This is a genomic window from Methylocystis sp. (assembly GCF_051061225.1).
Lineage (GTDB): Bacteria > Pseudomonadota > Alphaproteobacteria > Rhizobiales > Beijerinckiaceae > Methylocystis.
In genome coordinates, this window is the sequence record NZ_JBPFEB010000006.1 from 1 (window position 1) to 11,576 (window position 11,576).

General features: G+C 69.9%; 12 protein-coding genes. 6 read left to right on the forward strand and 6 right to left on the reverse strand.

Annotated features, from left to right (window positions below):
- Positions 1-230: 230 nt before the first annotated feature.
- The 3 genes from ACR652_RS01980 to ACR652_RS01990 all read right to left on the reverse strand — a co-directional run bounded on the left by ACR652_RS01980 (position 231) and on the right by ACR652_RS01990 (position 3,496).
- Entirely contained in the window at positions 231-770 is a 540-nt protein-coding gene (locus ACR652_RS01980; RefSeq protein WP_434504845.1) for a DUF992 domain-containing protein, read from the reverse strand.
- Between the two features lie 127 nt (positions 771-897).
- Entirely contained in the window at positions 898-1,947 is a 1,050-nt protein-coding gene (locus tag ACR652_RS01985; RefSeq protein ID WP_434504846.1) for an SAM-dependent methyltransferase, read from the reverse strand.
- A gap of 199 nt (positions 1,948-2,146) precedes the next feature.
- The gene (locus ACR652_RS01990; protein ID WP_434504847.1) at positions 2,147-3,496 is read right to left on the reverse strand and encodes a sensor histidine kinase; all 1,350 of its coding nucleotides are present in this window, start codon (positions 3,494-3,496) and stop codon (positions 2,147-2,149) included.
- Positions 3,497-3,697: 201 nt separating this feature from the next.
- Between ACR652_RS01990 and ACR652_RS01995 the strand changes: the two genes are divergently transcribed.
- Positions 3,698-4,399, forward strand: coding sequence for a hypothetical protein (locus ACR652_RS01995; protein ID WP_434504848.1), 702 nt, complete (start codon positions 3,698-3,700; stop codon positions 4,397-4,399).
- 89 nt (positions 4,400-4,488) lie between these two features.
- Here ACR652_RS01995 and ACR652_RS02000 read toward each other — a convergent pair whose 3' ends face one another.
- A complete protein-coding gene (locus ACR652_RS02000) occupies positions 4,489-5,331 on the reverse strand; it encodes a hypothetical protein (RefSeq protein ID WP_434504849.1) in 843 nt (280 codons plus the stop codon).
- A gap of 218 nt (positions 5,332-5,549) precedes the next feature.
- Between ACR652_RS02000 and ACR652_RS02005 the strand changes: the two genes are divergently transcribed.
- The 4 genes from ACR652_RS02005 to ACR652_RS02020 all read left to right on the forward strand — a co-directional run bounded on the left by ACR652_RS02005 (position 5,550) and on the right by ACR652_RS02020 (position 8,578).
- Positions 5,550-5,864 (forward strand): hypothetical protein, encoded by a 315-nt coding sequence (locus tag ACR652_RS02005; protein ID WP_434504850.1) that lies wholly within the window; start codon positions 5,550-5,552, stop codon positions 5,862-5,864.
- 97 nt (positions 5,865-5,961) lie between these two features.
- Positions 5,962-6,636 carry a M15 family metallopeptidase gene (locus tag ACR652_RS02010; protein WP_434504851.1) on the forward strand — a complete coding sequence of 225 codons (675 nt, stop codon included), beginning with the start codon at positions 5,962-5,964 and terminating at the stop codon, positions 6,634-6,636.
- Between the two features lie 131 nt (positions 6,637-6,767).
- Complete coding sequence (locus tag ACR652_RS02015) at positions 6,768-7,175, forward strand: hypothetical protein (RefSeq protein WP_434504852.1); 408 nt, start codon at positions 6,768-6,770, stop codon at positions 7,173-7,175.
- Positions 7,172-8,578 carry a hypothetical protein gene (locus ACR652_RS02020; protein WP_434504853.1) on the forward strand — a complete coding sequence of 469 codons (1,407 nt, stop codon included), beginning with the start codon at positions 7,172-7,174 and terminating at the stop codon, positions 8,576-8,578. Before ACR652_RS02015 ends, ACR652_RS02020 begins: the two co-directional genes overlap by 4 nt.
- Before the next feature lie 102 nt (positions 8,579-8,680).
- Here the strand turns inward: ACR652_RS02020 and ACR652_RS02025 are convergent, their stop codons facing one another.
- Both ACR652_RS02025 and ACR652_RS02030 read right to left on the reverse strand, forming a co-directional pair.
- Positions 8,681-9,112 (reverse strand): MgtC/SapB family protein, encoded by a 432-nt coding sequence (locus ACR652_RS02025; RefSeq protein ID WP_434504854.1) that lies wholly within the window; start codon positions 9,110-9,112, stop codon positions 8,681-8,683.
- A 31-nt stretch (positions 9,113-9,143) separates the two neighbouring features.
- On the reverse strand, positions 9,144-10,745 hold the full coding sequence (locus tag ACR652_RS02030; RefSeq protein WP_434504855.1) for an APC family permease: 1,602 nt from the start codon (positions 10,743-10,745) through the stop codon (positions 9,144-9,146).
- Between the two features lie 46 nt (positions 10,746-10,791).
- Here ACR652_RS02030 and ACR652_RS02035 point away from each other — a divergent pair, with 46 nt between their 5' ends.
- A complete protein-coding gene (locus tag ACR652_RS02035; protein WP_434504856.1) occupies positions 10,792-11,289 on the forward strand; it encodes a hypothetical protein in 498 nt (165 codons plus the stop codon).
- Positions 11,290-11,576 lie beyond the last annotated feature (287 nt).

The following is an 11,576-nucleotide window of genomic DNA, read 5'->3' on the forward strand; positions in this document are numbered from 1 at the left end:
ACAAGCAGGCCTTCACCATCGGCTCGGTCGTCGACAGCGCCGGCGGCACGATCAGCAAGTCCAACTCCGACAACATGTCGATGAACAACAACGCCAGCGCCTCCATCGTCACCCCGCTGCAGTAAGCGGGGGGCGTTCGAGTCACGCAGTCGGGCCCCGCCGCGGCGCATGCGGCCCGCCCGACACAGGGCGGCTCTCCCCAACAGGGGCGGGCCGCCCTTGCGTTTGCGTCAGTGACGCGCGCGAGCCTTGCTCGGCGTCGGAGCCGGCGCGTCGGCGGCGGGCGGCGGCGGCGTCACCGGCATGTATTGCAGGCTGATGTTGCCGATGCCGGCGGAGAGATTGAGGCCCGTTCCCGCCGACACGGAGATCGGCTGCAGGGAGATCGTCTTGCCGGAGCCGCCGATGAGCACCGCGCCGCCGACGCCCGCGCCCACCGCGACCGAGCCCTGCGCGCCCGCGTAATCGCCGGCGAGCGCGCCGGGGCCGACGCCGTTCGTCGCCGCCAGCACGCCCCACACCATCTGACCCGAACCGCTGATCCCGATGTTGACGCCGACATTGGTCAGACGGCCAATGTAATGCGACGTGACGCCGTTCCTGCCGGTGAAGACGCAATCCAGCGCCTGATTTTCCATCAGAATCATCCCGACGCCGCCGGAAATGTGACAGACCAGCGTGCCGACCTTCGCGCTTTGGGCGGAGGCGGCCGGGGCGAAGCCGAGAACCAGCGCCGCGCCACAATAACGTAACAGCCGATGTGCAAACATTGAGAAACCTTCCACAGTCTGCGGCCCGCGCGGGCCGCGATCAACGCGCGCAGTGTAACGCGAAAACCACCCAGGTCACAGCCGCCCGCCCGGACCGCGACACTCCGCCCCGCCGGCCGCCCGCGCGTCACGCCTTTTTCAGCGCCGCCACGACGAGACAATCGGTGACGCGGAAGGGATCGGCGGCCAGTTGCGCCGCGAAACGGCGGAAGACGTCGTCGATCGAGCAGCGCGCATTGCCGCTTTCGGAGAGCACGCGGGCGAGAATCGGCGCGGTCACGGCGCGCGCCATATTGGCCCAGCCGGCGCCGAGCGCGGCGGCGTCCCCGTCGCGCTGATAGGCGTCCCAGAAGGGATCGGCGCCCTCGATCAGTTCGACATGCTCCATCACCAGCCCCGAAAAGCGGCCCGCCGCGTCGAAGGGCGCGGTGATCTCCTCCAGCGGCCGCGCCGTGACCGGCAACGCGAACGTCTCCATCTCGCCGCGCGAGAGAAGCCCCTCCCTCTTCATATCGGCGAGGACGCGCCACAGCACGTCCCAGAATCGCAGCCGCCCCGGCGCGCCCTCGCGAGCCGCGACGAACAGGGTCAGCATTCCGGCGCCGCTTTTCAGCTCGCTCGACCGGCTGCGCAGAAAATCGCGCCAGTCCTGTTGGGCCAGACGGGAGAAGGCGCGGCGCGCCGCGTCATCGCCGCTGGCGTCGATGTAGAGATGATCGCGGATCGGCGCGGGCGTGCGACTCAGCCAGTGCATCGACCACGAATTCCAGCCGAGATCGACGCTCGCGGGCGGCAGGATGGGGTCGAAATAGGAGCGCCCGATCGCCCTCGGAAAGACGCGGTCGCTTTTCTTCAGATAGCTGGCGTCGCTTGCCAGCAGCGTCTCGAACAGGGCGGAGAAATCATTCGTCGGCAGATCGGTGTGGACCACCTCGACCGGCCCGGACCGGCGCACCAGCACATGATCGAGCGCGAGGCCGATCGGCCGCAGCGAGTTTTGTCCCTGCGAGGAGGCGTAATCGACGATGACGCAGCGCGCGCCGTCGAGAGGCGCCTTTTCGACCAGCGCCCGCCACAGCGGCAAGGCGCGCGCGACGCCCGCCTCCTGCATCGTGGAGTTGCGGTTGTAGAAGCCGCCGCCCTCCATGGCCGGGCGGCTGTGATCGCCGTCTGACACCGTGCGGACCCCGCCGTTAAAAATACCGCGCGCGGCGCTTCCGCCGCTGCTTTGCAACGGCAGTTTAACGGGCTTTTTACGGTTGGCCATCCGCGATTCGGCAGGCCCGATTCGGTCGCGTTACGTTTCGCGCCTGTTCCGGCGGTCCCGATCTGGCGCAGGGCGCCGCCGCCCCCCGTTTACGATCCGGCAAGGCGCGTCACCCCTGGCGCGGTTCGCAGGGCAGGACGAAACTGAAGGTCGATCCGCCGGCGGCGTTGGGCTCCATCCAGATGCGGCCGCCATGCGCCTCGATGATCGTGCGGCACATGGCGAGGCCCACGCCCATGCCGCGCGGCTTGGTGGTCATGAAGGGCTCGAACAGGCGGTCGCGCACGCCCTCCGCCACGCCCGTCCCCGAGTCGGCGACGTCGACGCGCACCGTATGGTCCTCGTTGTGGCAGGCGATGGTGACGTGGCGCTCGCCGGCCTCGGCCATCGCGTCCACGGCGTTGCGCAGAAGATTGGAGAGCACCTGCATGATCTGCACGCGGTCCGCCTGCACCGTGTCCTGCGCGGCGTCGAGACGCAGTTGCAGGTCAGCCTCCGCCTTCTCCAGCGCCGGACGATTGACCGAGCAGGTCTCCTCGATCAGCCCGCGCAGGCTGACCGGCGCGAGCGCGGGCTTTCCTTCCAGAAGAAACTCACGCAGCCGCGCGATGATCTCGCCGGCGTGGACGATCTGCTGCGCCGCCGCCTGGAGATTGCGCTCGACGGCGGGCGCCGCGTCCGCCGCGCCGTTGCGCAGGAGCCGTCTCGACGCTTCGACGTAATTGGAGGCGGCGGCGAGCGGCTGCACGATTTCATGCGCCAGGCCGCTCGCCATGCCGCCCAGCGCCTGCAATCCGGAGGCGTGGAGCCGGTCGAGCCGCGCGCTCGCCTTGGCCTCCGCCTCCACCTGCGTGCGGATGCGCTGCTCGAGCGCGTCCGCATAGTTCCAGACCGCCCGGAGCAGCACCGCGCTGTAAACGAGCAGGACGATGATGGTGAGGTAATAGTCCCTGTCGCCCGCGCGCAGCAGGGCGAGCAGCGAGCCAAGCACGATCGGGCCGGAAAAGGCGATGGCGGCCGACGGAAGGCTCGCCATGACAATGGCGCCGCCGCCCAGCATCCCCGAGCACAGGCAGGCGATCAGCAGCTTGCCGCCGACGGTGGCGTCCTCGAGAAACAGCAGCGGCAGCGCCCCCCAGCAGCTTCCCAGCGCCGCCGCATAGAGGCCCGCGCGAATCACCCCCCGCCGCGAGGGTCCCCCCGCCGCCCGGGGCGGCCGCGGCGTCCGGCGGCGCAGATAGACGAAGGCCGCCATGCCGATGACGAGCGCGCCCCAGACGAGGGCGCGCGCGCGGTAGGGCCGGTCCCAGGAGGCGGCGATGAAGACGCTGGCGTTGCAGATGTTGGCCAGCATGACGCCCTGCGTATGCCGCAGAATATTGGAAAATTGCTCCGCCCGCAGACGCTGGATCTGGTGGGACGCGGCAAGCGGGGAGCGTTTTTCGTCGTCGGTGGTCATGTCAATGGGGTCGAAGGGGCGAGAACGGTCTTCTACGCGCCGCTTTTGTCAAAAATCTGATGCTTGGCTTTTCAAACGTCGACAAGGTTACCATGCTCTGCCCAAGCTTGCCATCCTTTTTCAACGGGCTGCGAGGCAAGCGCCCGCTTGTCCTCCGCCCGCGCGCGCCCCAGCTAACCAGCCAGGGGGGCGGCGCTGAGGGTGGAGGCGCATATTCATAATTTTCAACTTCGGCGGCTTGCCGCGGCGGACCCGGCGACGGACGCGGCGGCGCTCTTTCTCGCCGAGAGCTTCGGCCAGCATGCGCTGTTCGAACACGCCTTTCCGGACAGCGGCGCGAGAGCCTTCGCCTTGCGCGCCCTGTTCCGCGCGATCGTCGAGGACGCCGCGCGGCACGGCCGCGTCGAGGCGGCCTTCAGCGACGAGCTCGCCGGCGTTCTGCTGTGGTATCCGCCCGGCCACTATCCGATGACGCTGGCGCGCGAGCTTGCGGGCCTGCGAAGCTGGCTCCAGATCGCCGCGCGCGCGCCGCTCGGCCTGTTCAGGCTCTCCCGCCTGCAGGCGACGCTCGACAGCCTGCGTCCGAAGGCGCCCCATTGCCACGGTTACTTCCTCGCCGCCCGGGCGAGCGCGCGGATCGGCTTCGTCCTGGCGCGGCGCATGCTGGACGAGGCGGACGCGCGCGGCTGGCCGACCTATCTCGAAACGCAGGACCCGCGCACCGTGTCGCTCTATCTGCGCCTCGGCTTCCACATCGTCGACAGCGTCGACGCCGCCGGGACGCCCACCTGGACCATGTGGCGGCGCCCGCTCGCCTGCGCGGCGGCGCCGGCGCCGGCCGGATTGGGCAAGGCGCGCGCGCGCCGGATCGACGAAAAACCCCTCATGCCGAATCCGGCATGAGGGGTGGCGCCGTCCGAGCGAGGGGAGCATCCCGCGACCGCGCGGTCAGCGCGGCGGCGTCTCGCATCTGGCCTCAGCCGGGAGAGACCTCACCAGCAGTTGCAGCCGCCGCCATAGCCGTAGGTGGCCGGATAGCCGCCGCCATAGCCGCCGCCGAAGCCGTAGGTGGCCGGATAGGCCGAGCCATAAACGCCGCAGCCCGCCGTAGCCGGGTAGGCGGAGCCGTAATAGCCGTAGCCTGCCGTCGCGGCCGGATAGGCCGAGCCGTAGTAGCCATAGCCGCCATAGGGATAGGTCGCCGCGGCGAGACCGCCGCCATAGCCCCATGCGCCATACGGACGGGAGGCGTAGCCCCAGCGGCTGTAGCCCCAGCGGTTATAGCCCCACGGACGCGCATAGCCCCAACGGCTGTAGCCCCAGCGGCCGTAGCCCCACGGGCGCGCAAAGGCCAAATGCCTGTAGCCCCACGGACGCGCATAGCCCCAGCGGTTGTAGCCCCAATGGCGCCGGAAGCCGCGATAGGCCCAGCGGTCATAGGCGACGTTGCGGCGGAAGCCGCTATAGCCCCAGCGATTATGCGCGAAATCGCGACGCATCATGCCGTCGCGCGTCGAGCGGTTGAAGGCGTAGTTGCGACGATTCATCCCTTCCCGCATCCCGCGGTCCGAGGCGATGTCGCGACGCGTCATCCGGTCATTGTCGAAACGGTTGACCTTGGCCTCGTTGCGCATCGTTGAACGGCCGGCGTTGATCTCATTGCGCGCGCCGGAACGGCCGACAGTCGTATCCATGCGTGATCCGGCGACGGCTCCCTGACGGCCAGCGCCGCCCGCGCCGCGTTCCAGGGCGGACGCGGGCGAGGAAAGTGCAAACGGAGCGGCTGCCAGCGCCGCGCCAAGCGCCGCGGCCAGCATTCTGCGTGAGTTGGGCATAGCCAAATCTCCGGGTCCTTGTGTGACAAGCCCCTTAGCCAGCCGTGCAACGCGACGGGTCGCGCTTTGTTCCAAGCGCCCGCCAGACGCGGCAAGGCCTTGCAGACAGGCGCAAAGGCGCGCGTTACACAGGCGCAAAGACGCGCAAAACGCATGCGTGAACCATACGCCGTTCACCGCATTCAGCCTGCTTACGGCGCGCGTGATGGAGTCCGGCGATGGCGCAGGCGAAGACAAGCGAGGCGGGGCCTCCGACGGTCGAACAAATCCGCAGCGACATCGATCATGCCGCCGCGGAGGACAAGATCGCCTTCCCCGACCCCGCCGCGGCGCCGCTCGGCGCGGACGCGGAAGCCGGCGGCGCTCCCGCGACGGCGCGGCAGCGGGCCATGGCGGCGCCGCCGGGTCCCGCGCGCAAGCAGGAGCAGCCCCCGCCGCAGGGCGGCGTGGTCATCGCATGGCGCAGCCTCGCCCTCGGCGCGCTCGCCTTCGCTCTTGCCGGCGGCCTTCTGGTGTCGATGCGCTTCGGCTGACGGGGGCGTCCCGACATGCTTTCGACACGGCCACGCGCGAAACGTCTTGCGCGCCAGCGCAAACGTCACGCGGCGCGCAAACGCCGGGGACAGCACCATGCCGATGACGCGACGCCGCCGCCGCCTCACCTTGCAAGCGGCGGGTCTCGCCGCCCTGTTGACGGCGCTCTCGCCCGCCACGGCGCAGACGCCGCGCGCGCGCTTTGGCGCAATCCCCGACGATGTCTGGCAGCGCATGCAGGGACGGTCCTGGCGCCCCGACCTGCCCTGCGCCAGGCGCGAGGATCTCGCGCTGATGCAGATTCCCTACCGGGATTTCGATGGCGCGACGCGAAGCGGCGAATTGATCGTCGCGCGCGGCGTCGCGCCGCAGGTGGCCGCGATCTTCGACGAGATTTACGACAGCGGACGCTTCCGCATCTATCAGATGCGCCTCATCGACGACTTCGGCGGAAGCGACGACGCCTCCATCGCCGCCAACAACACCAGCGGCTTCAATTGCCGCACCACCGATCACGGCGGCCTCTCGAAACATGCGCTCGGCCTCGCGATCGACATCAACCCCGTGCAGAACCCCTATCGCGAAGGCGCGGTGACGGCGCCCGAGGCCGGCCGGGCCTATGACGAGCCGCATGAGCGCCACAGCCAGACGACGGGGATCATTCTCGAAGGCGACGTCGTCACCCGCGCCTTCGCCCGACGCGGATGGTCGTGGGGCGGAAGATGGACGCATACGGTCGACTATCAGCATTTTTCCAAGGGCGGCCATTGAGGGGCCGCTCCGTCTGGCCGGCGCCGGAGAAGCCGCCTGCGCGCGCCATTGGTACTTACACCTAGGAACAGGCAGCGCCCCGATTCTGTTTCAGCCATGGGCCTGGAAAGGACGCACGGGAGCCAGATCAAATGTCCGCCCTGTCTGAAGAGTCCGCCGCCCGGTCCGAGGCGATCGACCTTGCGCCGGGCCATGCCGCGCAGCCGGCGCCGTCCGGAGACCCGGCCAAAGGCGTGATCGCGAGCGCGGTCGGCGCCGTGGCGCAATCGCTCTCGGCCGACCAGTTGCGCGGCTATGCGAATGAGGCGATCGGGCAAACACGGATTCGGATCGGGCTCGCCGTCGGATCGCCGGAACTCGCTTTGCTCGGCATGGCGCAAAAGGCGCTCGGCCAGGCGCAGAGATATATCTGCGACGCGCAGTCGGCGCTGGAGCCCGACGCGCCCGCATGCGAAATGCTCGCGGCCGCGCGCGAGACTTGCGGGAACGAGACTTGCGCGAACGAGACTTGCGCGGACAAGACGACCGACGCGCCATGACGGCGCCGGCGACGGCCGCGCAAGGCGACGCCGTCGTCATTGATCCGACGCCGCTCTTCGAGATTTCGCCCTGGCTTTACATGCAATTCATGGAGCCGCTCGGCGTCACCGACGGTTCCGTCGCGGCCGCCTGGGACGATGACGCGGACGATTGGCGCGAGGATTTCGTCGAGGCGCTGCGCGACCTCGCGCCCGGCGCGATCCGCTTCGGCGGCCTGTTCAGCCGCTATTACAAATGGCGCGAAGGGATCGGCCCGCGCGCGCAACGCCCGGCAATGCGCAATCATGTGTGGGGCGGCTGGGAGACCAACCGCGTCGGCACGGATGAAGTCGTCGATCTCTGCCGCCGCGTCGGCGCCGAGCCGTTCTTCTGCGTGAATTTTCTCTCCGACGGCGAGACGCGCTACGGCGCGCGCGCCGGCGACGCCAGCGAGGCCGCCGCCTGGGTTCGATATGCGGGACTCGATCTCTGGCAGATCGGCAACGAGACCTCCTACGGCGCCTCCTGCTTCACGAAGGCGGAGGCGATTGCGCACACCCGCGCCTTCGCCGTCGCGATGCGCCAGGCGCGGCCCTCGATCCGGCTGATCGCCTGGGGAGACCGGGGGCGCGACGGCGCCCTGTGGGCGCGCGACATGGAGGAGCAGGCGGGCGATCTCATCGATTTCATCGCCATTCACATGATGGGCCAGCATCCGGCGCGGCCCGACAGCGTGCTTCACGGCCTGCGCTATGAGCAGGACCCGGCGCGGGCGTGGGACGAGTTGCTCGCGCTCTCCGACGCCGTGGAGCGCCGTGTCACGGAGATCGAGGAGGCGACTCGAAAACCCGTCGCGATCACCGAGGGGCACCTCAGCCTGCGCCCGCACAATGTCAACCCGATCCTCAACGAGTGGCTCTCGGCGCCCTATCACGCGCGCTCGATGAACATCTATCAGCGCCACGGCGCGCGCATCCGCATGGCCGCCACGGCGGATTTGCAGGGCAATCGCTGGACCACCACGGCGATCATGACGCCCACGCCGCGCGGCAGGAGCTATCTGACGCCGGCCGGCTCGATTGCGCGGCTGTTTGGCAGGCACACTGGCGCGCGGGCCGTGGCGGTGACCGCCGCGCCGGCGGGGCTCGACATCGCGGCCAGCCGCACGGGCGACCGGCTGTTCCTGCATGTCGCGAACCTCCTTTACGACCGGGCGGTGGAGGCGCGCTTTCCGGGAACGACCGGAGGTCGCGTGTTTGAGATCGCGCCGGACAATCCGAGACGCTACGTTAATGAGGACCAGCCGGACGTGTTCCGCCCGCGCGAATGGGCGCTGACCTCGGGCGCCTGGCGGTTCCCGGCAGGGTCGGTTTCGGTGGTGGAGCTGGATCGCGCGCCCGAGGGCGGATCGTCACCCCTCTGACGGGCTGATCCCCACCCGGTCCCTTCGGGACCACCCTCCCCGCGAGGGGGAGGGATAAGCTCACCAGCAGCATTTGTGTTCCACTGACATCGCGAGCCCCCCTCACGTGTCGCTCTTCGACTCCTCCGGCTCCAGCGGCGGCAGCGCCTTCAACGTGAGAAAGGTCATCAAGGCGACGGCGACCGCCACCTCCCAGGCGCCGAGCGCGGCGGCCGAGCCGATCGCCGCCGTGGCCCACAGGCTCGCGGCGGTGGCGGCGCCGTGCACCGTTTCCCCCGTCTTCAGAATGGCCCCGCCGCCGATGAAGCCGACGCCGAGGGCCACGCCCTGGATGATGCGCGCCAGCGCATCCGGCGATGTCGCCGCCCCGGCCTCCGCCGCCAGAATGAAGCCGCAGGCGGCGAGGGCGACGAGCGGGAAGGTGCGCAGCCCGGCGCTGCGCTCGGCGCGCTCGCGGTTCCAGCCGATCGGCAGCGCCAGCGCATAGGCCGCCGCCAGTGTGGCGACGGAGGTGACGATGTGCGACGCGTCCATCACCAGCTAAATGGCGCGCGCCCGCCCCTCGTCAGCGGGCGCTTCTGTGGCGCTTGCGGCGGGGCTTGACTGGTTCGGGCGCGGCGGGCTGCGTCACAGCCGCCGGCGCGGGCGAGGGTGCTGGCTCCGCCGCCGACACAGGCGCGGGCAGGCTCTGATCCCGAGGCGCAGGCGCCGCCGCCTCCTGAGTCTGCGGCGCCGGCGCGGGCGGCTGCGGCGGCTGGGCCTGCTGGCCGGGCTGCGCCGGCCACAGCGCCGCGAGCGCGACCGCCGCCACGGCGACGGCCGCCGTGGCCGCCCCGCCGCCCCGGCCCGCCGCCTGTTTCGGCAGCAGCAACCGGAACGCCTGTTCGGAGGCGACGGCGAGCAGCAGGATGGCGACCACGGCGGCGGCCGAGAGGCGCATGGCGGGGACGATCGCGAAATCATAGAGCGTCACCCCCAGCGCGACGACGCAGACGGCGGCGCCGAGCAGGGAGACCCATTTCCGCCCGCCGGTCTCGTGCGAGAGCCGCATATTGGCGACATTGACCGCCGCGAAGACGAGGAGAAAGCCGCCGCTCGTCGCCGCCGACAGGGCGGCGAGGTCGATCATGTTGATGGCGAACAGCGCCACCGCGCCGACGAAGACCATGCTGACCAGCGGCCGCCCGGCGACGAAGCGCGCAAATCCCAGCGGGGCCTCGCCATGTTCGGCGAGCACGGCGGGAAGCTGCGACGCCCCGAAGAAATCGGCGTTGATCGCGGAGGCCGAGGCGAGCACGGCCGCGACGGTCATCAGCGCGAAGCCGAAGGGGCCGAGAAAGCGCTCGGCCGTCGCCGACAGGGCGAAGTTGCGGGCCTCCGCCATCTCCGCGAAGGGCATGTGGCCGATGGCGACGACGATGGCGAGCACATAGAGGACGATGGCCGCGCCGACGCTGCCGTAATAGGCGATCGGCAGGGTCCGCGCCGGATCGCGCACATGCGGGGAGGCGTTGGAGATCAGCTCGAACCCCTCATAGGCCAGAAAGGCCATCATGCCGCTCGACACGATGCGCGGCGCGGACTCCCAATTGTCCATGCCGAGTCGCGACCAGTCGGGCGAGCCGAGCAGCAGGCCGGCGCCGATGAACAGGACCAGCGCGGCAAGCTTGCCGAGATTGAAGACGCCCTCGAATTTCGCCATCAGCGCCGCGCCGGCGTAATTGATCAAGCCGAGCAGGAGGATCGCCGCCGACGCCAGCACCTGCGTGAGGAAGGGCCGCTCGGGCGCCGGGAAATAAGAGGCCGCATAGGCGCCCAGCGCATGCGCATAGACCGCCATGACGCAGATGTAACTGTAGACGAGCAGCACATTGACGCTTGCCGGCAGCAGGCTCAGCCCGAAGGCGCGCCGCACGAAGCCGGCCGTTCCGGCGGGGTCGGGATAGCGCCGGGTGAGACCGACATAGGAATAGGCCGTCAGCAGCGCGACGAGGCCGCCGAGCAGGAAGGACAGAAAGGTCGAGCCGCGCGCCCCGACCACCGCGAGACCGAAGGTCGCGAAGAAGCCGCCGCCGACAATGCCGCCGATCCCGATGGAGAGCGCCTTCAAGGGTCCGATGTCGCGGACGGCGGGCGGGGCGAACGAAGGATCGCTCTGGGGCGGCAAGAGACTCTCCCAAGCTGGTGTGGACGCGGGCGCCATGCGCCGGCGAATGGCCACAAAAGTCAACCGCCCCGTCGCGTGGCCCCACTCCCCCGCCGCCCGCCGGCTCTATGCGCGCGGCGCCGGCCGGTGGATGCTCGCGGCCGGCGATGAGGGGGAAACCATGCCACGCGGATTGAACGGCGACAGGATCAACCCGGACGCGCCCGACCCGCGCTTTCCGGCCGAAGCCCAGTTCGACCTGCGCGTCGAAGGCTCGTCGGTCGACAAGCTGGCCCGGGAAGGCGAGCTGCTGCGCTGCGTCGACGTCGACGGCGCGGGGCTGCGCGTGGCGACCGGCGATATCGTCGTCATTGAGCGGCAACGCGGCGAGATCACCGAGCTGATCGGCAAACGCGTGCTGCGCCAGGGCGACGCGCTCGAACTGTGGTCCGAAAGCACGCTCGATTACTGGCGCGAGCCAGTCATTCGCCACCATCACGCCGACCGCGCCGACCCCGGCCCGCGCATCATCGGCAAGGTGCTGTACGCCCACCGCCCCCGCTGAGGCATATCCCCGCGCGTCCATGCGGCCGTGGTCCAATCGGGCGGCCCTGTCGGCCCAGCCAGTGGTCTGGCGTGGTGTATCGGCGGCGCCACAGTTTTAGGCTTTCTGCCTTCGGATCAGGCGCCCACGCCTTCGGCGTCCGCGCGATAAGGCGTTGTGATTGCGCGCGTTCGGGCTTTCCCGCGCCGCGCGTGGGCGAGGCCGCGCGTGTTGCTGGGCGGCGCGCGCGCCTGTAGCCATCCCGCAGGGAATGTCTTGCCAGTTGGGCGTCGATGGTCACGCGCGGG